This window comes from Citrobacter sp. XT1-2-2 (assembly GCF_023516235.1).
In the GTDB taxonomy this organism is placed as follows: domain Bacteria; phylum Pseudomonadota; class Gammaproteobacteria; order Enterobacterales; family Enterobacteriaceae; genus Citrobacter; species Citrobacter werkmanii.
This window is the reverse complement of the sequence record NZ_CP097324.1, coordinates 157,033-179,558: the sequence shown is the minus strand read 5'-3', so window position 1 is coordinate 179,558 and position 22,526 is coordinate 157,033. Positions and strand designations below refer to the sequence as shown.

The following is a 22,526-nucleotide window of genomic DNA, read 5'->3' as shown; positions in this document are numbered from 1 at the left end:
GCCTGATTTCACTGGCAAACTGGCTAAAATCGCAGCATCAAGGACAGCATTATGAAACTTGCCGCCGTTGCGCTGGCGCTAATGCCCGGCATTGCCATCGCCTCAACATGGACTTCTCAGGGACTTCCCGCCTTCGAAGCGGAAGGTACGGGTAAATTCGTCAGCCATGCAGCGTTGACGAAGGGTACTCGTCCTTTAATTCTGAATTTTGACCAACAGTGCTGGCAGCCAGCTGACGCGATAAAACTCAACCAGATGCTGTCGCTTAAACCTTGTGAAGGCGCGCCGCCGCAGTGGCGTTTATTCAAGGACGGCGATTACACGCTGGAAGTCGATACCCGCTCCGGCACGCCAACGCTGATGCTCTCAGTCAAAAGCGCCGCAGACCCCGTCAGTAGCCAAATTCGCCAGTGTCCGAAATGGGATGGTTCGCCATTAACGCTGGACGTCAGTCAGACCTTCCCGGAAGGCGCCGTGGTGCGCGACTACTACAGCAACCAAACGGCGACGGTAAAAAACGGGTCGATTACCCTGCAGCCCGCCGCAACCAGTAACGGGTTGTTGCTGCTGGAACGAGCGGAAACCGACGCCCCCGCCGCTTTCGACTGGCATAACGCGACGGTGTATTTCGTCCTGACGGACCGCTTTGTGAATGGCGATCCGGACAATGACCACAGCTACGGTCGGCGCAACGACGGTATGCAGGAAATTGGCACCTTCCACGGCGGCGATTTACGCGGTCTTGCCAGCAAACTCGACTATCTGCAACAACTGGGCGTCAATGCGTTATGGATCAGCGCGCCGTTTGAGCAAATCCACGGCTGGGTCGGCGGTGGCACCAAAGGCGATTTCCCCCACTACGCCTACCATGGCTACTACACTCAGGACTGGACCACGCTCGACGCCAATATGGGTCACGAAAACGATCTGCGCGCGCTGGTTGACGGCGCTCACCAGCGCGGCATCCGTGTCCTGTTTGATGTCGTGATGAACCATACTGGCTACGCCACGCTGGCGGATATGCAGGAATATCAGTTTGGGGCGCTGTACTTATCAGGCGATGAGCTGAAAAACACGCTCGGCGAACGCTGGACGGACTGGAAGCCAGCTGCCGGGCAGAGCTGGCATAGCTTTAATGATTACATCAACTTCAGCGATAAAGCCGGCTGGGAAAAATGGTGGGGCAAAAACTGGATCCGCACCGATATTGGCGATTACGACAACCCTGGTTTTGACGACCTGACCATGTCGCTGGCTTTCCTGCCCGATCTGAAAACCGAATCCACCACGCCTTCCGGCGTGCCTAATTTTTATCAGCACAAACCGGATACTCACGCCAAAGCGATCGCCGGCTACACGCCCCGTGATTATCTGACCCACTGGCTCAGTCAGTGGGTGCGCGATTACGGAATTGACGGCTTTCGGGTCGATACCGCCAAACACGTCGAGCTTCCCGCCTGGCAGCAGCTCAAAACACAGGCCAGCGCGGCGCTGGTCGAATGGAAGAAAGCCCACCCGGACAAAGCCCTGGATGATAAACCCTTCTGGATGACCGGTGAAGCCTGGGGTCACGGCGTCATGCAAAGCGACTATTATCGTCACGGTTTCGACGCGATGATCAATTTCGACTATCAGGAGCAGGCGGCGAAAGCCGTTGATTGTCTGGCAAATATGGATCTCACCTGGCAACAGATGGCGGAAAAACTGCAGGATTTCAACGTTCTGAGCTATCTCTCCTCCCATGATACCCGGCTGTTTCGCGAAGGTGGAGACAAAGCCGCCGAGCTATTGCTGCTGGCGCCTGGGGCAGTACAACTGTTTTACGGTGACGAGTCGGCCCGGCCTTTCGGCCCCACGGGGTCCGATCCCTTGCAGGGTACGCGCTCAGAGATGAACTGGCAGGACGTAACCGGGAAATCTGCCGCCAGCGTCGCACATTGGCAACATATCAGCCAGTTCAGGGCCAGACATCCCGCCATTGGCGCCGGTAAACAAACCACACTGACATTGAAGCAGGGATACGGATTCGTCCGTGAATATGGCAACGATAAAATCATGGTGGTGTGGGCCGGTCAGCCCTGATCCTGACGGGCTTCTCGTACTCGCTGATGCGAGAAGCCAAATTCACGATAAAACACCAGCTCGACAAAAATTTGCAGCACAAAACATCAATCCAGCCTGATGCCCCTGATTTGCACCCCGCCATAGGTAGCGCTATGGTTAGCCACTTTACTACTCAGCTCGACAGACCACCTGCTATGACATTCTCACTTTTTGGCGACAAATTTACCCGCCATTCAGGCATCACACGCCTGATGGAGGACCTCAACGATGGCTTACGCACACCAGGCGCCATCATGCTCGGCGGCGGTAATCCGGCGCAAATTCCAGAGATGAAAAATTACTTTCAGTCTCTGCTGGCAGATATGCTGGAAAACGGCAAAGCCGCTGATGCGCTTTGCAATTATGACGGTCCACAAGGTAAAACCGAGCTACTGGCCGAACTGGCGAAACTGCTACGTGAGAAGCAGGGTTGGGATATCGAGCCACAAAATATTGCACTGACAAATGGCAGTCAGAGCGCATTTTTCTACTTATTCAATCTCTTCGCCGGACGCCGCGCCGACGGAACAACGCAAAAAGTGTTGTTCCCATTAGCGCCGGAATATATTGGCTATGCCGATTCCGGGCTGGAAGAAGAACTCTTTGTCTCTGCGCGCCCAAACATCGAGCTGTTACCAGAAGGCCAGTTTAAGTATCACGTTGATTTTGAACATCTGCACATCGGTGAAGAAACGGGGATGATCTGCGTGTCGCGCCCGACTAACCCGACAGGCAACGTGATCACCGACGAAGAGCTGATGAAGCTGGATCGGCTGGCCAACCAGCACGGCATCCCGTTGGTGATCGATAACGCGTATGGCGTGCCGTTCCCTGGCATCATTTTTAGCGAAGCACGGCCGCTGTGGAACCCCAACATTGTGCTGTGCATGAGCCTTTCTAAGCTGGGTCTGCCAGGCTCCCGCTGCGGCATCATTATCGCCAATGAAAAAATCATCACCGCCATCACCAATATGAACGGCATTATCAGCCTTGCGCCCGGCGGAATGGGACCGGCGATGATGTGCGAAATGATTAAACGTAACGATCTTCTGCGCCTTTCTGAGACGGTGATCAAACCGTTTTATTACCAGCGCGTTCAGCAGACTATTGCGATCATTCGTCGCTATTTATCTGAAGATCGCTGCCTCATTCACAAACCAGAAGGGGCGATTTTCCTGTGGTTATGGTTTAAAGATTTGCCGATCACCACCGAGCTGCTGTATCAGCGCCTGAAAGCGCGCGGCGTACTGATGGTTCCCGGTGATTACTTCTTCCCGGGGCTGGATAAACCCTGGCCGCATACCCATCAGTGCATGCGCATGAATTACGTTCCGGAGCCGGAGAAAATCGAGGCTGGCGTGAAGATTCTGGCGGAAGAGATCGAGCGCGCCTGGCTGGAAGGCTAACGCAAATCCCGACCCGAGCGCGGGTCGGGTCGCTTCACAGCGGCAGCGAACGCAGACGCTGTCGCTGCATACTGACAGCATCAATACACTGCAAGGCACTGGTCGGGCAGGCTTCTACACATGCAGGTCCCGTCTCGCGATGCCAGCACAAATCACATTTTATCGCCTGCGCCCGTGACGTTCGTGCGACAACGTTCATCGCCCCAAACGGACACGCGATCATGCAGCTTTTACAGCCAATACACTGCGCCTGTTCAACGAAGATATGTCCATGTTCACGACGAATTGCGTGGGTTGGGCACACGTTAGCGCAGGGAGCATCTTCGCACTGATGACAGGCAACTGCCGTCGTAAAGGCGTCGTCTTTAATCACCCGAATCCGCGGGATAAATGCCCCGGAGGAGACCGATGCGCAATCCTGATTTTCCTGATGTGCGACAACGCAGGCAACTTCGCAGGTACGACACCCAATACATTTTGCCGCATCCGCCATAATAAACTCGTTCATTGCCCCCTCCGTCAGAGTGAAAACCACAGATTGCCAGAGAGAGACTCCCTGCTGCCTTGATCGGACAGGGGAAACGGTTAAATTTTGTCAGGTGACTGAACGACGCCGGGCACGCGCCTAATCGCGAACGGTAAAGCCCAGCTCATTGGAAATTGCCTGAGCGGTTTCGCGTAGCGGCTTGAGTAAATTCTTTTCCCCTACCTGCTTCAGACGCGAGGTAGAAAGTGAAATCGACACCGAATATGGCACCCGACCGTGAATATCAAACACCGGCACGGCAATACAGGAAACCCCCAGCTCGTTCTCTTCCCGATCCATCGCCATACTGCTTTCGCGGATTTGCGCCAGTTCATCGTACATCGCCGGTAAACCAGTGATGGTATTGCGGGTCAGCGGCTGAATCAGATCCTGATGGCTCTCCCAGTAGGACGCCACGTAATCCGCATGCCCAAACGCCATATAGATTTTGCCCATCGCGGAGCAGTACAGCGGCATATGCTGGCCGATATAGGCGCGGGTACGCAGCATGCCCGTCGTCGGCTCGAGCTTATAGATCAAAATAGCGTGGTCATCTTCACGGCTGGAGAAGTTGATGGTTTCGCCGGTGGCAATATTCAGCGCTTCAAGGTGCGGCGCGGCGACATGGATGATATTCAGTGACGACAGCGCCTTCTGCCCAACGGCGATAAATTTAGTGGTCAGCCGATAGCTGCCCGCAGCGGGTGCGGGTGTGACATAGCCGCAGGATTGCAATCCTTGCAAGAGTCGATGCACGGTACTTTTGTTCAGCCCCGCCAGTTCAGACAGGTGGGCCAGCGGGCACCCATTCGGATAGTTGCTCAGGATCTCAATCAACATCAAACCACGGAACAGGCTCTGACTTCCGGCTGGCCTCTCTTTGTCTTGCGTCATTTCACTCTCTTTTGTGCCCATTTTTTCCGCTCCCCTTTTCGTCGCGCTCTGATGGTAGCGCAAAGTGTGTTTCAGTTCACGATCTGAACCGAAAAAACACAACTGTTTGATTTTGCAGATTTTAAAAAACAGGCCACCCCGTTGATCTGTTAAATTTTGATCGCTATATTTGAAATCAGATTTCGCATAGTGAAATTTAGAGATAAAAAAGCGATCAAATTTAAACAAGGAAACAGGAATGAAAGTCACCTTTGAACAGTTAAAAGATGCGTTCAATCGGGTACTGCTGGCACGCGGTATCGCCGCTGAAACCGCAGATGCCTGTGCAGAAATGTTCGCCCGCACCACCGAATCCGGCGTCTATTCGCATGGCGTCAACCGTTTTCCCCGCTTCATTCAGCAACTGGATAACGGCGACATCGTTCCTGAAGCCAAACCACAGCGCATCACCAGCCTGGGGGCGATTGAGCAATGGGATGCCCGGCGTTCGATCGGCAATCTGACGGCGAAAAAGATGATGGACCGAGCCATTGAACTGGCCTCCGATCACGGTATTGGTCTGGTGGCGCTGCGTAACGCCAACCACTGGATGCGCGGCGGCAGCTATGGCTGGCAGGCCGCGGAGAAAGGTTACATTGGTATCTGCTGGACCAACTCAATTGCCGTCATGCCGCCGTGGGGTTCGAAGGAGTGCCGCATTGGTACTAACCCGCTGATTGTCGCGATCCCCTCCACGCCAATCACCATGGTTGATATGTCGATGTCGATGTTCTCCTACGGCATGCTGGAAGTGAATCGCCTGGCCGGTCGCGAACTGCCGGTAGACGGTGGCTTTGACGATGAAGGTAATCTCACCAAAGAGCCTGGCGTTATCGAAAAAAATCGTCGCATTCTGCCAATGGGTTACTGGAAAGGTTCAGGTCTGTCGATTGTGCTGGATATGATCGCCACCCTGCTTTCTGACGGCTCTTCTGTTGCGGAGGTCACTCAGGATAACAGCGACGAATATGGCGTTTCGCAGATTTTCATCGCCATTGAAGTGGATAAGTTGATCGATGGCGCCACGCGCGATGCGAAACTCCAGCGGATTATGGATTTCATCACCACCGCCGAACGCGCTGATGAAAACACGCCTGTTCGTCTGCCTGGCCACGAGTTTACAAAGCTACTGGAAGAAAATCGCCGTAACGGCATCACCGTTGATGACAGCGTCTGGGCAAAAATTCAGACGCTGTAAGGAGCAACCCCATGATCTTTGGACATATCTCACAGCCTAATCCGTGTCGTTTGCCCGAGGCGATTGAAAGAGCGCTCGACTTCCTGCGCACCACGGATTTCCGCAAACTTGAGCCGGGCGTGGTGGAGATCGAGGGTAAAAATATCTTCGCGCAGATTATCGATTTAACCACGCGTGACGCTGCCGAAAATCGCCCTGAAGTACATCGTCGCTATCTGGATATTCAGTTTTTAGCCTGGGGTGAAGAAAAAATCGGTATCGCCATTGATACCGGAAATAACGAAATCAGCGAATCGTTATTAGCACAGCGCGATATTATTTTTTATCACGCCAGTGAACATGAATCTTTTATTGAAATGATTCCGGGAAGTTACACCATATTTTTCCCGCAGGATGTTCATCGCCCCGCATGTCATAAAACTGTCGCCACGCCGATCCGCAAAATAGTCGTGAAGGTTGCTATTTCAGTTTTATAAAAGGAGCACAAAAATGAAAGCTAACACTACCGGTTATATTATCGGTGCGTACCCTTGTGCACCCTCATTTCACCAAAAGAGTGAAGAGGAAGAGAAGGAATTCTGGCGTCAACTCTCAGATACCCCGGATATTCGCGGACTGGAGCAGCCCTGCCTTGAGCATCTGCATCCGTTAGGTGACGAGTGGTTATTGCGCCATACGCCAGGCGAGTGGCAAATCGTGGTCACAGCGATTATGGAGACCATGCGCCGTCGCGGCATCAATAGCGGTTTTGGGCTGGCCTCCAGCGACGAAGAGCAGCGTCAGGCCTGTGTGGCGTATTACCGCCATCTGCACCAGAAAATCAACCGTATTAATGCGGCTAGCGCCGGGAAAATAATCGCCCTTGAACTGCATGCCGCTCCGCTGGCAAGCAACCCCAATGTCGCTCAGGCCACCGACGCGTTTGCCCGTTCGCTCCAGGAAATTACCCTTTGGGACTGGTCCTGCGATCTGGTGCTGGAACATTGCGATGCTATGACTGGCCCCGCGCCACGCAAAGGATTTTTGCCGTTAGAAAACGTACTGGACGCGATCGCCGGTTACGACATCAGCGTGTGTATTAACTGGGCGCGATCGGCGATTGAAGGGCAGGACCTCGCCCTACCGCTGGCCCACACGCAACAGGTCCAACGGGCCGGGAAACTGGGCGCGCTGATGTTCTCCGGCACGACGATTACAGGAGAATACGGCGAGTGGCAGGACCTACACGCGCCGTTTGCTCCTTTCTGCCCGCAGAGCCTGTTGACCGCCGATCATGCCCGCGAATTATTCACCTGTGCAGGAACCGATCTATTGCAATTTGCCGGTATTAAATTGCTGGAAATAAATGCCAATGCAGATGTGAACCATCGCGTAGCGATATTACGCGACGGCATCGCTGCATTAAACAAAGCAAAACTATAAAAATAACATACTACTCTACGAGAATATTAATATGAACATGACCTCTCGCCCTACACTCAAAGATATACCCCGTCAGCGCTGGCTGCGGATTATTCCCCCGATTCTGATCGCTTGTATTATCTCTTATATGGACCGCGTTAATATCGCATTTGCGATGCCCGGCGGTATGGATGAGGAATTAGGTATTTCCGCCACCATGGCCGGTCTGGCCGGGGGAATTTTCTTCATCGGTTATCTGTTTTTACAGGTTCCCGGCGGAAAAATTGCCGTACACGGCAGCGGCAAGAAATTTATCGGCTGGTCGCTGGTTGCCTGGGCGGTTATTTCCGTTCTGACGGGATTGATCACTAATCAGTATCAACTGCTGGTTTTGCGTTTCTTACTCGGCGTGGCCGAAGGCGGCATGCTGCCGGTGGTGCTGACGATGATCAGTAACTGGTTCCCCGACGCCGAACGCGGTCGCGCCAATGCGATTGTGATTATGTTTGTGCCTATTGCCGGGATCATTACCGCCCCGCTCTCGGGCTGGATAATCACCGTACTCGACTGGCGCTGGCTGTTCATCATTGAAGGTTTACTCTCCGTCGTCGTTCTGGTGCTGTGGGCCTATACCGTTTACGACCGTCCGCAGGAAGCGCGCTGGATCTCTGAGGCGGAGAAAAATTACCTGGTAGAAACTCTGGCCGCCGAGCAAAAAGCGATTGCCGGAACAGAGGTCAAAAATGCCTCTCTGGGCGCGGTGTTGTCCGACAAAACCATGTGGCAGCTTATCGCCCTGAACTTCTTCTATCAGACCGGGATTTATGGTTACACCCTGTGGCTGCCGACCATCCTCAAAGAGTTGACCCACAGCAGCATGGGGCAAGTTGGCATGCTCGCTATTCTGCCGTACGTCGGCGCGATTGCCGGGATGTTCCTGTTCTCTTCCCTCTCTGACCGGACCGGTAAACGCAAGCTGTTCGTCTGCCTGCCGCTGATTGGCTTTGCCCTGTGCATGTTCCTCTCTGTAGCGCTGAAAAATAACGTCTGGCTGGCTTATGCCGCGCTGGTTGGCTGCGGATTCTTCCTGCAATCAGCCGCGGGGGTGTTCTGGACTATTCCGGCGCGTTTGTTCAGCGCGGAAATGGCCGGTGGCGCACGTGGGGTCATCAATGCGTTGGGGAACCTTGGCGGTTTCTGCGGTCCTTACGCGGTCGGCGTACTTATCACCCTGTACAGCAAAGATGCTGGCGTTTACTGCCTGGCCGTCTCACTGGCTCTGGCCGCGCTGATGGCGCTGCTGCTGCCGGCGAAATGTGATGCGGGCGCAGCTCCGCTAAAGACACTGAATCCACATAAACGCACAGCCTGAAACAATGCCCGGGGGCGCTGCGCTCACCGGGCCTACAAAACCAATAAATACCCAAGGCCGGATACGCAAAGCGCCATCCGGCAAAAATGAGATAACAAAGATGAGTGATAGAGAGACCTTTTGGCTGGGGATCGATTGTGGCGGTACGTATCTGAAAGCCGGTTTGTATGATGCCAAAGGTCATGAGCATGGAATTAACCGTCAATCGTTGCAGACCGTATCGCCATTACCGGGTTACGCCGAACGCGATATGCGCCAACTGTGGCAACAGTGTATCGCCACCATTGCCGGGCTGTTGAAACGCACCGGCGTATCCGGTGAACAAATCAAAGGCGTCGGTATCTCCGCTCAGGGCAAGGGACTGTTCCTTCTTGATAAACAGGATAAGCCGCTGGGCAATGCCATTCTCTCTTCCGACCGACGGGCGATGGACATCGTTCAGCGCTGGCAGCAGGATGGGATCCCCGCACAGCTTTACCCGATCACCCGCCAGACATTGTGGACCGGACATCCCGCATCCCTCCTGCGCTGGGTGAAAGAAAATGAACCGCAACGCTACGCGCAAATCGGCTGCGTCATGATGGGCCATGACTACCTGCGCTGGTGTTTAACCGGCGTGAAAGGCTGCGAAGAGAGCAACATCTCCGAGTCAAATCTCTACAACATGACGACAGGTCAGTACGACCCGCGTCTGACCCAGTGGCTGGGCATCAGTGAAGTCGACAATGCGCTACCGCCCATTGTCGGTTCAGCAGAAATATGCGGGGAAATCACCGCTCAAACGGCTGCCATAACCGGTCTGGCGGCGGGTACACCCGTCGTCGGCGGTCTGTTTGATGTGGTTTCCACCGCACTCTGCGCCGGGATCGAAGATGAACACACCCTCAACGCGGTGATGGGGACCTGGGCTGTCACCAGCGGGATCGCTCACGGCCTGCGCGACCACGAAGCGCATCCTTACGTCTATGGCCGCTATGTCAATGACGGGCAGTACATCGTTCACGAAGCCAGCCCGACCTCTTCCGGCAATCTGGAGTGGTTTACCGCCCAATGGGGCGAACTCTCTTTTGATGAGGTCAACCAGGCCGTTGCCAGCTTGCCGAAAGCCAGTAGCAATCTTTTGTTCCTGCCTTTTTTGTATGGCAGTAACGCCGGGCTGGAGATGACCAGCGGTTTTTATGGCATGCAGGCTTTACACACTCGCGCCCACTTATTGCAAGCCATCTACGAAGGCGTGGTTTTCAGCCATATGACCCATCTCAACCGCATGCGCGAACGTTTTACGCAGGCGCATACCCTGCGCGTTACCGGTGGTCCGGCGCACTCCAACGTCTGGATGCAAATGCTGGCGGACGTCAGCGGTTTACGGATCGAACTGCCGCAGGTTGAAGAGACCGGCTGCTTTGGCGCAGCGCTCGCCGCCCGCGTCGGCACCGGTGTTTATCACAATTTCAGCGATGCCCAGCGCAGCTTACAGCACCCGGTACGCACCCTGTTGCCGGACGCCGCGGCGCATGCGAACTATCAGCGCAAATACCGCCAATACCAGAATTTAATTACCGCACTGCAGGGCTATCACGCCCGTATTAAGGAGCACGAATAATGAGTCGACCATTACTGCAACTGGCGCTTGACCACACGAATCTGCAAGCGGCCCAACGCGATGTCGCTCTGTTACAGGAAAGTGTCGATATCGTTGAGGCCGGCACGATTCTCTGTTTAACCGAAGGTCTGGGCGCGGTGAAAGCGCTGCGCGCTCAGTGCCCAAATAAAATTATCGTCGCCGACTGGAAGGTGGCCGACGCAGGTGAAACCCTCGCCCAGCAAGCGTTTGGCGCAGGCGCCAACTGGATGACCATCATCTGCGCCGCGCCCCTGGCTACCGTAGAAAAAGGTCATAGCGTCGCACAGTCCTGCGGCGGTGAAATTCAGATGGAACTGTTCGGCAACTGGACCCTGGATGATGCCCGCGACTGGTATCGCGTCGGGGTTCGCCAGGCGATTTATCACCGTGGACGCGATGCGCAGGCCAGCGGTCAACAGTGGGGGGAAGTAGATCTGGCGCGGATGAAGGCGCTTTCCGATATTGGTCTGGAGCTGTCGATTACCGGTGGTATTACGCCCGCCGACCTGCCGCTGTTTCGCGACATCAACGTCAAAGCCTTTATCGCCGGACGCGCGCTGGCGGGAGCACAAAACCCGGCGCAGGTGGCCGCCGAATTCCATGCGCAAATCGACGCCATCTGGGGAGCACAGTATGCGTAACCATCCGTTAGGTATCTATGAAAAAGCGCTGGCGAAAGACCTCACCTGGCCGGAACGGCTGGTGCTGGCGAAAAGCTGCGGTTTTGATTTCGTTGAAATGTCGGTAGATGAAACCGATGAACGTCTGTCTCGCCTTGACTGGACTCCTGCCCAGCGTGCATCGCTGGTGAGCGCGATGCTGGAAACCGGCGTGGCCATTCCCTCCATGTGCCTGTCAGCCCACCGCCGCTTTCCCTTTGGCAGTCGCGATGAAGCCGTCCGCGCCCGGGCAAGCGACATCATGACCAAAGCCATCCGCCTGGCCCGGGATTTAGGTATTCGTACCATTCAACTGGCCGGTTACGACGTCTATTACGAAGAACATGACGAAGGTACACAGCAGCGCTTTGCCGAGGGGCTGGCATGGGCAGTTGAGCAAGCCGCCGCCGCGCAGGTGATGCTGGCGGTAGAAATCATGGATACCGCATTTATGAACTCGATCAGCAAGTGGAAAAAGTGGGATGAAATGCTCTCATCGCCGTGGTTCACCGTCTACCCGGACGTGGGCAACCTCAGCGCCTGGGGTAACGACGTCAAAGCTGAATTGACGTTGGGCATCGACCGTATCGCCGCGATCCATCTGAAGGACACGCTGCCGGTAACCGAAACCCATCCGGGCCAGTTTCGCGATGTACCCTTTGGCGAAGGATGCGTGGACTTTGTGGGCATCTTCAAAACGCTGCATGAGCTGAACTATCGCGGATCGTTTCTGATTGAAATGTGGACGGAAAAAGCAAAAGAACCGGTGCTGGAAATTATCCAGGCCCGACGCTGGATAGAAGACCGTATGCAGGAAGGAGGTTTCCCATGTTAGAACAACTGAAAGCCGAGGTGTTGGCAGCGAATATGGCGCTGCCGGCACATGGTTTAGTCACCTTTACCTGGGGTAACGTCAGCGCAGTGGATGAAACACGCAAACTGATGGTTATCAAGCCATCCGGCGTGGAATATGACGTGATGACCGCCGACGATATGGTGGTGGTGGATATCGCCAGCGGCGACGTGGTTGAAGGCAGTAAAAAACCCTCGTCTGACACGCCAACCCATCTGGCGCTGTATCGCCGTTACCCTGAGATCGGCGGCATTGTGCACACGCACTCACGCCACGCGACAATCTGGTCGCAAGCGGGTCTTGATCTCCCTGCATGGGGTACCACGCATGCCGATTACTTTTACGGCACTATCCCATGCACCCGACTGATGACCGAGGAAGAGATCAACGGTGAGTATGAATACCAGACCGGCGAAGTCATCATTAAAACGTTTGAGCAACGGGACCTGAACCCGATGCAGGTTCCGGCGGTACTGGTGCATTCACACGGCCCGTTCGCCTGGGGTAAAAACGCCGCGGATGCTGTGCATAACGCCGTGGTACTAGAGGAGTGCGCTTATATGGGGCTGTTCTCACGCCAGTTGGCCCCACAGTTACCGGATATGCAGCCTGAGTTGCTGGATAAACACTATCTGCGTAAACACGGCGCGAATGCCTATTACGGACAGTAGCATGTCAGGCGCTATTGATATGTTCTTTGCAATAGCGCCGTTTCCAGGCCGCGGGCGTCAGGCTGGTATGCTTGCGGAAGATTTTGCGAAAATAGCCCACGTCGTTAAATCCACATCTCCTCGCCACTTCAGTGAGCGACAGCGAATCGCTGATTAACAGTTTTTCTGCCGCCCTCACCCGTTGCCGATGCAACGCTTCGGTGAGGGTCAGCCGAAAAGCGCCACGGAAAACACGTCCCAGATAGTCTGCATTGCAATGCAGTTCTTTCGCCAGCGTTGAAGCGCCAATCGGCAGGTGGAACTGAGTGTGAATCATTTGCTGCGCTTTCCACGCCAGCGCATTCCCGGGGCGATCAACAGGTTGCTCGCTGGCGGCCGCGGATATTTGCTGCAAAATCAACAGCAGGATCAGTTCCAGCGCCATGCTGCGATGAATATTTTCCTGCTCGTGTAAGAACTGGCGGAACAGTGAAATAATATATTGCGGCTCGCTCACCCGGGTATGCTGGGGAATCGCAAGTAACGGTTGTGTTGATGAAGCATCGTTTCCTGTCGTTAACTCAAAGTGCAGCCAGTAAAATTTTAAATCGGGCGGAAATTGTCCTACGCCAATATGTAAGCGATGCGGCCACAGCAGCAGACTTTCCCCGGCACTAACAGAAAAAATGTTACTGCCTTCGCGAATCGTTAATGTCCCTTTTTCAACAAAGATTATTTCCCAGGATTGCAATTGCCGCGCAGGATGGCTACCGATGCCGCGTGAAATAAATAACCCACCGTTTTGCACTTTAATCGGCAGAGACATGGACAATTCGAGCATATATATTCAAATTCCCGCTTTTTTATTAATTAAACCGGTCTTTACCTTTGATTATTCACGATAAAATTGCTTTTCGCCGGATCGAAATCACATTTTCCCAATGAAGTCGGAATTGTCATCTTTTTATACTTTTCTCTTCCCTTGTTGACCCAAACATAACGTGCAAAATTAATCATGTATTTTGCAAACTACATCCAAATAACCCGCGGCGTAGCGGGATACTTTCCGAATATCACTTCCGGGAGTTATTTATGACTTCGGCTCCGATTACGACATCTGATTTGGCACAGCGTGCGCAAGACGACAAATTATCCCTGCGTGAAAAAATAGGTTATGGGTTAGGCGATGCAGGCGGGACGGTCATTACCTGCCTGATCATGAATTTCCTGACGTTCTTCTACACGGATGTCTTCGGGCTAACGCCCGCGCTGGTCGGCACATTGTTTATTGCCCTGCGCGTGTTTGATGCGATTTCCGACCCCATCATGGGCGTTCTCGCCGACCGTACGCAAAGCCGCTGGGGACGCTTCCGCCCCTGGCAACTATGGGTCGCGGTTCCTATTGGCATTATTGGCGTGCTCACATTTACCGTCCCAGACGCCAGCATGGGCGTAAAAATCGCCTGGGCATTCTGCACCTATCTGTTGCTCTCCGTCGGCTATACCGCCATCAACGTACCGTACTGTGCGCTGATTAACACCATGACCACCCGCCACAACGAGGTGATCGCCTGCCAGTCCTGGCGCTTTGTGCTGTGCGGCGTGGCGGGTTTTCTTGTCTCCGTCGGCCTGCCGTGGATGGTGGATGTGCTGGGCCAGGGCAATGCCGCGCAGGGTTACCAGTTCGGTGTCGGCGTGCTCTGCGCCGTTGCAGTGGTCATGTTCCTGTGCTGCTTCTTCTGGGTGCGTGAGCGTGTTCCGCTGGCGATGATGGGGAAATTTACCCTGCGCGAACATATTGGCGGCCTGCGCAAAAATGACCAGTTGCTGCTGATGCTGGTGATGTCGTTCCTGCTGATCAACGTCTTTAATATTCGCGGCGGCGGGTACATGTACTTCATTACCTATGTGCTGGAAGGCAGCACCGCTTACACATCGCTGTTTTTCACCATGGTCACCTTCGCCTCTATCATCGGTTCAGTGCTCGTCAGCCCGCTGACCCGTCGGTTCGATACCGTCAAACTCTATTACTACACCAACCTGGTGTTGGCGGCGCTGGCGGTGCTGATGTGGTTCTTGCCAACCGGCCCGGCTTATCAGACATTGTGGCTGGCGGTTATCCTCGGGAACGGCATTATCCTGGGCTTCACGCTACCGCTGCACTTCTCGCTGATGGCCTTCGCCGATGATTACGGCGAGTGGAAAACCGGCGTGCGCTCTTCCGGCATGAATTTCGCCTTCAACCTGTTCTTCATCAAACTGGCCTGGGCCTCCAGCGCGGGGATCATCAGCCTGTTGTTTATCTTTGTCGCCTATCAGCCCGGCGCCGGTAATCAAACCGCCAGCTCGCTGCAAGGGATTACTGCCATGGAGACGCTGCTGCCCGCACTATTCCACCTGCTGCTGGCGCTGTCTGTTCGCATCTGCAAACTCAATAACCCGATGATGTCGCGCATTGCCACCGATCTGCGTCAGCGTCATATACAGCCTTAAGGAGCACGAAATGAACGTACTGGAAGTCGACCTGCATAAGCTCACGGTCAGCGATCCGTTCCTCGGACAATATCAGCAACTTGTGCGTGACGTGGTGATCCCCTACCAGTGGGATGCGCTCAATGACCGCATTCCAGAAGCGGAGCCAAGCCATGCGATCGAGAATTTCCGCATCGCCGCAGGCCTTCAGGAAGGCGAGTTTTACGGGATGGTTTTTCAGGACAGCGACGTGGCGAAATGGCTGGAAGCCGTCGCCTGGTCGCTGTGCCAGAAACCCGATGCTGAGCTTGAGAAAACTGCCGATGAGGTTATTGAACTGGTCGCCGCCGCCCAGTGTGATGATGGCTACCTCAATACGTATTTTACGGTCAAAGCGCCGGATGAACGCTGGACTAACCTCGCTGAGTGTCATGAGTTGTACTGTGCGGGTCATTTGATTGAAGCGGGCGTCGCTTTCTACCAGGCGACGGGGAAACGTCGTCTGTTAGAGGTGGTGTGCCGCCTGGCAGATCATATCGACAGCGTTTTTGGGCTGGGAGAAGATCAACTGCGCGGCTACCCCGGACACCCGGAAATCGAGCTGGCATTAATGCGTTTGTACGAAGTCACTCAGCAACCACGCTATATGGCGCTGGTAAATTACTTTGTTGAGCAACGCGGTGCGCAACCTCATTTTTATGACGAAGAGTACAAAAAACGCGGCCAAACGTCTTACTGGCACACCTACGGTCCGGCGTGGATGGTGAAGGATAAGCCCTATAGCCAGGCACACCAGCCTGTTTCAGAGCAGCAAACGGCTATCGGTCACGCCGTCCGTTTTGTTTATCTGATGACCGGCGTGGCGCATCTGGCACGCTTAAGTCAGGACGAAAGCAAGCGTCAGGATTGTTTGCGTCTGTGGAACAATATGGCCCAGCGTCAGTTGTATATCACCGGCGGGATCGGCTCGCAAAGCAGCGGCGAGGCGTTTAGCAGCGATTACGATCTGCCCAACGATTCCGTATACGCCGAAAGCTGCGCCTCAATCGGGCTGATGATGTTCGCCCGCCGGATGCTGGAAATGGAAGCCGACAGCCAGTATGCCGACGTGATGGAGCGCGCCCTGTATAACACGGTGCTTGGCGGCATGGCGCTGGACGGGAAGCACTTCTTCTACGTTAACCCGCTGGAGGTGCATCCTAAGTCGTTAAAATTCAATCATATTTACGACCATGTGAAGCCCGTTCGCCAGCGCTGGTTTGGCTGCGCCTGCTGCCCGCCCAATATCGCCCGCGTACTCACTTCTATTGGCCATTACATCTATACGCCACGTCAGGACGCACTGTATATCAACATGTATGTGGGCAATAGCATGGAAGTTCCTGTGGCAGACGGTGTGCTTAAACTGCGCATTAACGGAAATTACCCGTGGCATGAGCAGGTAACAATCGCCATTGAATCACCGCTGCCGGTCGATCATACCCTGGCGTTACGCCTGCCGGACTGGTGTACCACACCGCAGATTTTGCTGAATGGTCAACCGGTTGCACAAGATATACGTAAAGGCTATTTGCACATCAGCCGAACCTGGCTGGAGGGGGATACGCTAAGCCTGACCCTGCCGATGCCCGTGCGTCGCGTATACGGAAACCCACTGGTGCGCCATGTTGCCGGTAAGGTCGCCATTCAGCGTGGGCCGCTGGTGTATTGCCTGGAGCAGGCCGACAACGGCGAAGAGTTGCATAACTTGTGGCTGCCAAAAGAGAGTGAGTTCAGGGTCTTTGAGGGTAAGGGACTGTTCAGCCATAAGATGTTAATTCAGGCGGAAGGCGTGAAGCAAAGTGCCCGCAATGCGGCACAACAAGCGTTGTGGCACTACGATGTTTCACCAGCTTCGCGTCAGGCGCATACGCTGACGTTCATTCCGTGGTTTAGCTGGGCAAACCGTGGTGAAGGCGAAATGCGAATCTGGATAAACGAGCAGTAATGATGACGATGGATGGCGGCAGTTAGCCCCATCCGTCAAGGCATCATGAAAAGATTGCCCTCCTCCCTGAGGACAAACGGGTGAGAATCAGAAACGCCAAGTCAGACCGGACATCAGGGTAAAGCTGTCATCGCGATCAACCATCGGGCTATTTTTAATGTCATCCGGCAGCACACTATAGTTGGCGCTGGCCAGCAGCGTCAGGTTGCTGGTCAACGCGTATTTAGCGGACAGGCCAACATACGGTGTCCAGCTGTCCCCTGGGGAGTAGCTTGATAACCCACTACGGCGGGATTCATTGCCAGAGATGCCGTAGTAATATTCGTTGAAGTTTTCGTCATAGTAGAGCACGCCAATCGCCGGCGTCAGCGTCAGCTTGCCCATTGGCATTTGGCGGAACATAGACATTTCCGCCACCCAGCCATTGCTGTTATCCAGCACATCCGCTGCGGCAGAGACCTTCACGCTGCCCCATTTTTCATGGTGATACCATGCGGCACCCGCCATCGCGGTTGCATCACGCTTGTCCAGCTGCTTCATCGCATGATCGTCGTTATCACCGGGATCAAACTCAAGCGGCATGTAAGAAGCAGTAATGCTAAATTCATTACTTTCACTTTTTGAAAGAATATAGCCTAACGTTGTTTGCCTAAAATAAAATGATTCACTTTCATAACTGATAAGCGGTACTGCATGAACATTATCATTATATCCACGATAAGGAGATTCATTATATACAGCGCCACCGCCAATAGAAAACTCTGCGGCAGTTGCACTCGCCATAAAAGAAAAGGCGAACAGCGCCACAATATTGCGTTTAATTAACATGCCAACATTCCATTTTAAAATAAGCCACAAAGCGGGTGCATAATAATGCTTACAATTTCATCGATGCAACTTCCATATTTATATAGTAATATATACAAACATATATATATTGGGTTTGGCGATGAACAAATTACAACTCAAACACCGGGAACTGAAGATTATTTCGGTAATTGCTGCCAGCGAAAACATCAGTCATGCCGCTACGGTTCTCGGCATCGCACAGGCTAATGTCAGCAAGTACCTTGCTGATTTTGAATCAAAAGTTGGGCTAAAGGTCTTTGATCGCACCACCCGCCAGTTGACCCTGACGCCCTTTGGTGTAGCGCTGCTGCCTTACATCAATGACATGCTGGACAGAAACGATCAGCTAAATAGTTTCATCGCTGATTATAAGCATGAAAAACGTGGCAAGGTAACGGTATATGCACCAACCGGAATTATTGCTTACTTATCGCAACATGTTATTGCAAAAATTCAGGATATCGGTGGTATTACTCTCTCGCTGAAAACCTGCAATCTTGAACGGAAAGCATTTTATGAAGGTGTAGATTTCCCGGATGATTGTGACGTTTTAATTACCTATGCGCATCCCAAAGATGAATCACTGGTCGCCAGCTTTATTACCAAATATGCAGTGATGGCGTTTGCCAGCCCTGAATATATCAAACAGCATCCCATTAACAGCCCTGATGAGCTGGAAAATCATTCCTGTATTTTAATCGACTCCATGATGATTGATGATGCCAATATCTGGCGCTTCAGCTCTGCGGGCGGCAAGGAAATGCATGATTATCGGGTGACCGGAAACTACGTCTGTGACAATACGCAATCCGCGCTGGCGCTGGCGCGTAATCATCTGGGCATTGTTTTTGCGCCTTATGCGAGTATACAAAAAGACGTTCAGTCCGGATTGTTGGTTCCCTGTTTCTCCGAACAGCACGAATGGTGGCTGGATTTAGTGGCGATTTTCCGCAAGCGTGAATACCAGCCCTGGCGTGTACAGTTTATTCTCGACGCAATGTTAGCGGAGATACGTCAGCAGCTTACTCAGACGCTACAGCTGTCTGAGTAAGCTAAATAGCCTGCACCTAGTGGTCGAGATACAGGTAATGCACCCAGCTGGTCATCCGCAACAAGACTTTGCGCATGATTGACACATGTTCGAAGTGATCAGAGTAAACGGCGACCTGGGCGTAAATCCCATCAGGTAACGCGCTCACGTCCGCATTGTCGTTCAGCTCAATCGTGGCGATCACCCCTTCTGAACCGGGCGTAGAGTTTAAGGATTGCAACGCCCCGTTCGACTGGTATGTACCACCCGGTACAGCCGGGCTGATAGCCGCCAGTTTGCCGCTAAATACCTTCCCCGGCAGGGCGTTAAACACCACTTCCGCTTCATCGCCTGGCTCCAGTCGCAGCAGTGAGTTTTGACGGAACTGGGCGATAATTTGCCGTTTCTGTTCCGGGATAAACACCATCACCGGACGCATAGGCAGCGCGGCGGCATAGGTTCCGGGGCGCATCAACACCTGCGTAACGTAACCATCGCTGGGCGCACGAACCACGGTCTGGTCAAGGTTAAACTCCGCTTCGGCGAGTTGTGCCTTCAGGCTGGCAATTTGCGAATTTTCACCCAGTACCAGGCTGTCTAACTGGCTCTGGATTTGCTGTTGCTCCGCAATAGACGATTTCACCGATGCTTCCTGCGCCAGATAGTTTTGGCGCGCCGCATCGATATCGCGTTCAGAAAAAGGGTTGACCTTCGCCTGACTCCCCTGCGCATAGCGCTGGTAATCTTTTGCCAGCTTGTCACGCGTGGCCTTTGCCCGCTGCGTGTTGGCTTTCATTTCGTCTAGCTGCGCAACCAGCGCCTGCTCTTTATGCTGAGCGGTGACAATATCGGCTTTCAGGCGATCAACCCGCGCCTGATAACGTCCAGGATTAAGTTTAAACAGAACTTCGCCTTTTTTGATCAGCGTATTCTTCTTATCCGTCACTTCCGTTACAACACCCGTGACCTGCGGCACGACGGGAATAGAAATTACCGCTTTTTGCGCCTTAAAGGTATACGGATGGTTATAATTCATCAGTAATATAAGCCCGCAAACAATGAAAATACCACCCAATGCTGCAGTGGGTACCGTCCATTTATTTACAGGAATTTTAAAAATTTTAAATATCGACCATGCGCATGCCACATAGGTCAGAACAATCAGTAAATCCATCGATATTACTCCGCCGGAGAGGTCTTAACCTCACCCAGTTTCTTTTCCAGGTCGGCAACCCGCGCCTGAAGCTGGATCAGGGAAGAATCCGCGCTCTGCATACCCCACCCGCGCTCCGGGCGATAAAGCGTTGCCCAGATCCATAAAAAGGGCCAAATAACATGTAAGGTAAACAAGCTAACCCAGCCCGCAACATGTATTGCATCGGCATGAGGATGGTTACGTTTCTTTGCAATAAGATAGGGAATATCATGCAGAATAATAATCCCGTAAAAAATGACCAGGAATACAAAAATAAGCACTCCTAATGCAAAATAATCAAGGAACATATTTGCCTCAGGGATTTAAATTAAAGAACTTGGCTGCTATTTATTTAAAAAATAGAGTTGATAATAGTAGTGGAATGACCAGATTGGATGCAATGGGGTTATTTATATAACGATATATGAGTTTCTATATATACCCGTCGTCTTTCGAGCTGCTTCTTTGTTGGCTGCGTTCACTCACCCCAGTCACTTACCGGAGTAAGCTCCTGGGGATTCCCTCTCTTGCCACCTCGAAGCAACACGAAATCCATAGGGTACCCTTGTCATACTTTGAACTGCAGGACATAACTTGATGCCCGGTACGCTAAATGCGACCGGGCGGTCAGTGACGGGATATTAAAACAGCCCCAGCGGTTTATCCGAGTAGCTCACCAACAGGCATTTGGTTTGCTGATAGTGCTCAAGCATCATTTTGTGTGTCTCGCGCCCAATGCCCGACTGCTTATAGCCGCCGAACGCCGCATGTGCCGGATAAGCATGGTAGCAGTTGGTCCAGACACGCCCCGCCTGAATCCCGCGGCCCATCTTGTACGCGAGATTTCCGTTACGGCTCCAGACGCCAGCGCCAAGTCCATATTGGGTGTCATTGGCAATTTCCAGCGCTTCGTCCATGGTTTTAAAGGTCGTAACAGCCAGCACCGGGCCGAAGATCTCCTCCTGGAAAACCCGCATGTTGTTCTTACCAAACAGAATGGTCGGTTCGAGGTAATAACCCTCTTTTAACTCACCATCCAGTTGCTTACGCCGTCCACCGGTCAGGACATCCGCCCCTTCTTTCTTACCAATATCGATGTAATTCAGAATGGTTTCCAGTTGACCATGCGACACCTGCGCGCCCATTTGCGTCACACTGTCTAACGGGTTGCCGCTACGGATACTCTCCACCCGGCGAATGGCTCTTTCCATAAAGCGTTCGTAAATGGATTCCTGTACCAGCGCGCGGCTCGGACAGGTACACACTTCGCCCTGGTTGAAGGCAAACAGCGCAAAGCCCTCCAGCGCCTTATCAAAGAACGCATCTTCTTCATCCATCACGTCCGCGAAGAAGATATTGGGCGATTTCCCACCCAGCTCCAGGGTGACGGGAATAATGTTCTGCGTAGCATACTGCATGATCTGCTGGCCGACTTCCGTTGAGCCGGTAAACGCCACTTTCGCAATACGTTTAGACGTCGCCAGATATTCACCGATTTCCCCACCCGCACCGTTTACCACGTTCACGACACCAGGCGGGAGCAGATCGCCAATGACCTCCATCAGCAGCAGCACGGACAGCGGCGTCAGGCGCGCGGGTTTAAGCACCACGCAGTTACCCGCCGCCAGCGCGGGCGCCATCTTCCAACTGGCCATTAGCAGCGGGAAGTTCCACGGGATAATTTGCCCGACCACGCCAAGAGGCTCATGGAAATGATAAGCCACGGTCTCACTATCAACCTCGCTGATTCCCCCTTCCTGCGCACGAATACAGGAGGCGAAATAGCGGAAATGGTCAATCGCCAGCGGCACGTCTGCCGCGCTGGTTTCACGGATGGGTTTACCGTTATCCCAGGTTTCTGCCGTCGCCAGCAGTTCCAGGTTTTGTTCCATACGATCGGCGATTTTAAACAGAATCGCCGCTCTGTCCTGCACGGATGTCTGCGCCCATTTATCTTTTATTTTGTGCGCGGCATCCAGTGCCAGATCGATATCCTTCTTACCGGAAGAGGCCACTTCGCACAGCAATTGCCCGGTGACCGGCGTCAGGTTTTGGTAATACTCGCCGTCCACCGGCGCGACCCAGTCACCGCCGATAAAGTTATCGTATCGGGCCTTTAACTTCAGAGGGTAACCATACTCGCCGGGATAAATACGCGTTGAAGGGGGGTTATTGGTCATGACCGTCTCCTTGCTGTAGGGGTACTACAAGGGTAGACGGGGCTGGCGAATAATTCGCCAGCCTTTTACTGCTTTACGACAGGTATCA

At 53.4% G+C, this 22,526-nt stretch carries 20 protein-coding genes; 13 read left to right on the top strand and 7 right to left on the bottom strand.

Annotated elements, in window-relative coordinates; translation table 11 throughout:
- Positions 1-51 precede the first annotated feature (51 nt).
- Positions 52-2,082, top strand: coding sequence for an alpha-amylase (malS, locus tag M4I31_RS00860; RefSeq protein WP_085049081.1), 2,031 nt, complete (start codon positions 52-54; stop codon positions 2,080-2,082).
- 176 nt (positions 2,083-2,258) lie between these two features.
- On the top strand, positions 2,259-3,509 hold the full coding sequence (avtA, locus tag M4I31_RS00855; protein ID WP_085049082.1) for a valine--pyruvate transaminase: 1,251 nt from the start codon (positions 2,259-2,261) through the stop codon (positions 3,507-3,509).
- Between the two features lie 34 nt (positions 3,510-3,543).
- Here avtA and M4I31_RS00850 read toward each other — a convergent pair whose 3' ends face one another.
- Positions 3,544-4,017, bottom strand: coding sequence for a 4Fe-4S dicluster domain-containing protein (locus M4I31_RS00850; RefSeq protein ID WP_038635221.1), 474 nt, complete (start codon positions 4,015-4,017; stop codon positions 3,544-3,546).
- Between the two features lie 117 nt (positions 4,018-4,134).
- Positions 4,135-4,950, bottom strand: coding sequence for an IclR family transcriptional regulator YiaJ (gene yiaJ, locus M4I31_RS00845; RefSeq protein WP_038642923.1), 816 nt, complete (start codon positions 4,948-4,950; stop codon positions 4,135-4,137).
- 217 nt (positions 4,951-5,167) lie between these two features.
- Here yiaJ and yiaK point away from each other — a divergent pair, with 217 nt between their 5' ends.
- The 8 genes from yiaK (at position 5,168) to araD (ending at position 12,746) form a co-directional block, all read left to right on the top strand.
- Positions 5,168-6,166, top strand: coding sequence for a 3-dehydro-L-gulonate 2-dehydrogenase (gene yiaK, locus M4I31_RS00840; protein ID WP_085049083.1), 999 nt, complete (start codon positions 5,168-5,170; stop codon positions 6,164-6,166).
- A gap of 11 nt (positions 6,167-6,177) precedes the next feature.
- Complete coding sequence (locus M4I31_RS00835; protein WP_085049084.1) at positions 6,178-6,642, top strand: YhcH/YjgK/YiaL family protein; 465 nt, start codon at positions 6,178-6,180, stop codon at positions 6,640-6,642.
- A gap of 13 nt (positions 6,643-6,655) precedes the next feature.
- The gene (locus M4I31_RS00830; protein ID WP_085049085.1) at positions 6,656-7,588 is read left to right on the top strand and encodes a DUF4862 family protein; all 933 of its coding nucleotides are present in this window, start codon (positions 6,656-6,658) and stop codon (positions 7,586-7,588) included.
- A 31-nt stretch (positions 7,589-7,619) separates the two neighbouring features.
- Entirely contained in the window at positions 7,620-8,939 is a 1,320-nt protein-coding gene (locus M4I31_RS00825) for an MFS transporter (RefSeq protein WP_038635232.1), read from the top strand.
- 100 nt (positions 8,940-9,039) lie between these two features.
- Positions 9,040-10,542, top strand: coding sequence for an FGGY-family carbohydrate kinase (locus M4I31_RS00820; RefSeq protein WP_085049086.1), 1,503 nt, complete (start codon positions 9,040-9,042; stop codon positions 10,540-10,542).
- On the top strand, positions 10,542-11,204 hold the full coding sequence (gene ulaD / locus M4I31_RS00815; RefSeq protein WP_069323730.1) for a 3-keto-L-gulonate-6-phosphate decarboxylase UlaD: 663 nt from the start codon (positions 10,542-10,544) through the stop codon (positions 11,202-11,204). Before M4I31_RS00820 ends, ulaD begins: the two co-directional genes overlap by 1 nt.
- Entirely contained in the window at positions 11,197-12,057 is an 861-nt protein-coding gene (locus M4I31_RS00810) for an L-ribulose-5-phosphate 3-epimerase (RefSeq protein WP_085049087.1), read from the top strand. Before ulaD ends, M4I31_RS00810 begins: the two co-directional genes overlap by 8 nt.
- Entirely contained in the window at positions 12,051-12,746 is a 696-nt protein-coding gene (gene araD, locus M4I31_RS00805) for an L-ribulose-5-phosphate 4-epimerase (RefSeq protein WP_085049088.1), read from the top strand. The genes M4I31_RS00810 and araD overlap by 7 nt, the downstream gene beginning before the upstream one ends.
- Positions 12,747-12,750: 4 nt before the next feature.
- Here the strand turns inward: araD and M4I31_RS00800 are convergent, their stop codons facing one another.
- Positions 12,751-13,566: a helix-turn-helix domain-containing protein gene (locus M4I31_RS00800; protein WP_038635243.1), complete on the bottom strand. Its 816-nt coding sequence runs from the start codon at positions 13,564-13,566 to the stop codon at positions 12,751-12,753.
- Positions 13,567-13,817: 251 nt separating this feature from the next.
- Here M4I31_RS00800 and M4I31_RS00795 point away from each other — a divergent pair, with 251 nt between their 5' ends.
- Together M4I31_RS00795 and M4I31_RS00790 are read left to right on the top strand one after the other, a co-directional pair.
- The gene (locus M4I31_RS00795) at positions 13,818-15,218 is read left to right on the top strand and encodes an MFS transporter (protein ID WP_085049089.1); all 1,401 of its coding nucleotides are present in this window, start codon (positions 13,818-13,820) and stop codon (positions 15,216-15,218) included.
- Between the two features lie 10 nt (positions 15,219-15,228).
- Positions 15,229-17,184, top strand: a complete 1,956-nt coding sequence (locus tag M4I31_RS00790) for a glycoside hydrolase family 127 protein (protein WP_085049090.1) — start codon at positions 15,229-15,231, stop codon at positions 17,182-17,184.
- Positions 17,185-17,271: 87 nt separating this feature from the next.
- Here M4I31_RS00790 and M4I31_RS00785 read toward each other — a convergent pair whose 3' ends face one another.
- Entirely contained in the window at positions 17,272-18,012 is a 741-nt protein-coding gene (locus M4I31_RS00785) for a MipA/OmpV family protein (RefSeq protein ID WP_038635252.1), read from the bottom strand.
- Between the two features lie 121 nt (positions 18,013-18,133).
- Here M4I31_RS00785 and M4I31_RS00780 point away from each other — a divergent pair, with 121 nt between their 5' ends.
- On the top strand, positions 18,134-19,084 hold the full coding sequence (locus M4I31_RS00780) for a LysR family transcriptional regulator (protein ID WP_038635255.1): 951 nt from the start codon (positions 18,134-18,136) through the stop codon (positions 19,082-19,084).
- 16 nt (positions 19,085-19,100) lie between these two features.
- On the opposite strand, the gene M4I31_RS00775 is transcribed toward M4I31_RS00780, so the two are convergent.
- From M4I31_RS00775 to aldB, 3 genes are all read right to left on the bottom strand, one after another.
- On the bottom strand, positions 19,101-20,237 hold the full coding sequence (locus tag M4I31_RS00775) for an HlyD family secretion protein (protein WP_042311628.1): 1,137 nt from the start codon (positions 20,235-20,237) through the stop codon (positions 19,101-19,103).
- A 5-nt stretch (positions 20,238-20,242) separates the two neighbouring features.
- On the bottom strand, positions 20,243-20,566 hold the full coding sequence (locus M4I31_RS00770) for a DUF3302 domain-containing protein (RefSeq protein ID WP_042311625.1): 324 nt from the start codon (positions 20,564-20,566) through the stop codon (positions 20,243-20,245).
- A gap of 333 nt (positions 20,567-20,899) precedes the next feature.
- The gene (gene aldB, locus M4I31_RS00765) at positions 20,900-22,438 is read right to left on the bottom strand and encodes an aldehyde dehydrogenase AldB (RefSeq protein ID WP_038635264.1); all 1,539 of its coding nucleotides are present in this window, start codon (positions 22,436-22,438) and stop codon (positions 20,900-20,902) included.
- Between the last annotated feature and the right edge of the window lie 88 nt (positions 22,439-22,526).

Excerpts from the sequence above, each read along its gene's own strand:
- M4I31_RS00785 (WP_038635252.1), bottom strand. The coding sequence starts at position 18,012 with ATGTTAATTAAACGCAATATTGTGGCGCTGTTCGCCTTTTCTTTTATG.
- yiaJ (WP_038642923.1), bottom strand. The coding sequence starts at position 4,950 with ATGGGCACAAAAGAGAGTGAAATGACGCAAGACAAAGAGAGGCCAGCC.
- araD (WP_085049088.1), top strand. The coding sequence starts at position 12,051 with ATGTTAGAACAACTGAAAGCCGAGGTGTTGGCAGCGAATATGGCGCTG.
- M4I31_RS00810 (WP_085049087.1), top strand. The coding sequence starts at position 11,197 with ATGCGTAACCATCCGTTAGGTATCTATGAAAAAGCGCTGGCGAAAGAC.
- malS (WP_085049081.1), top strand. The coding sequence starts at position 52 with ATGAAACTTGCCGCCGTTGCGCTGGCGCTAATGCCCGGCATTGCCATC.
- M4I31_RS00835 (WP_085049084.1), top strand. The coding sequence starts at position 6,178 with ATGATCTTTGGACATATCTCACAGCCTAATCCGTGTCGTTTGCCCGAG.
- aldB (WP_038635264.1), bottom strand. The coding sequence starts at position 22,438 with ATGACCAATAACCCCCCTTCAACGCGTATTTATCCCGGCGAGTATGGT.
- M4I31_RS00770 (WP_042311625.1), bottom strand. The coding sequence starts at position 20,566 with ATGTTCCTTGATTATTTTGCATTAGGAGTGCTTATTTTTGTATTCCTG.
- M4I31_RS00790 (WP_085049090.1), top strand. The coding sequence starts at position 15,229 with ATGAACGTACTGGAAGTCGACCTGCATAAGCTCACGGTCAGCGATCCG.
- M4I31_RS00800 (WP_038635243.1), bottom strand. The coding sequence starts at position 13,566 with ATGCTCGAATTGTCCATGTCTCTGCCGATTAAAGTGCAAAACGGTGGG.
- M4I31_RS00825 (WP_038635232.1), top strand. The coding sequence starts at position 7,620 with ATGAACATGACCTCTCGCCCTACACTCAAAGATATACCCCGTCAGCGC.
- ulaD (WP_069323730.1), top strand. The coding sequence starts at position 10,542 with ATGAGTCGACCATTACTGCAACTGGCGCTTGACCACACGAATCTGCAA.
- M4I31_RS00775 (WP_042311628.1), bottom strand. The coding sequence starts at position 20,237 with ATGGATTTACTGATTGTTCTGACCTATGTGGCATGCGCATGGTCGATA.
- M4I31_RS00820 (WP_085049086.1), top strand. The coding sequence starts at position 9,040 with ATGAGTGATAGAGAGACCTTTTGGCTGGGGATCGATTGTGGCGGTACG.
- avtA (WP_085049082.1), top strand. The coding sequence starts at position 2,259 with ATGACATTCTCACTTTTTGGCGACAAATTTACCCGCCATTCAGGCATC.
- M4I31_RS00850 (WP_038635221.1), bottom strand. The coding sequence starts at position 4,017 with ATGAACGAGTTTATTATGGCGGATGCGGCAAAATGTATTGGGTGTCGT.
- M4I31_RS00780 (WP_038635255.1), top strand. The coding sequence starts at position 18,134 with ATGAACAAATTACAACTCAAACACCGGGAACTGAAGATTATTTCGGTA.
- M4I31_RS00830 (WP_085049085.1), top strand. The coding sequence starts at position 6,656 with ATGAAAGCTAACACTACCGGTTATATTATCGGTGCGTACCCTTGTGCA.
- M4I31_RS00795 (WP_085049089.1), top strand. The coding sequence starts at position 13,818 with ATGACTTCGGCTCCGATTACGACATCTGATTTGGCACAGCGTGCGCAA.
- yiaK (WP_085049083.1), top strand. The coding sequence starts at position 5,168 with ATGAAAGTCACCTTTGAACAGTTAAAAGATGCGTTCAATCGGGTACTG.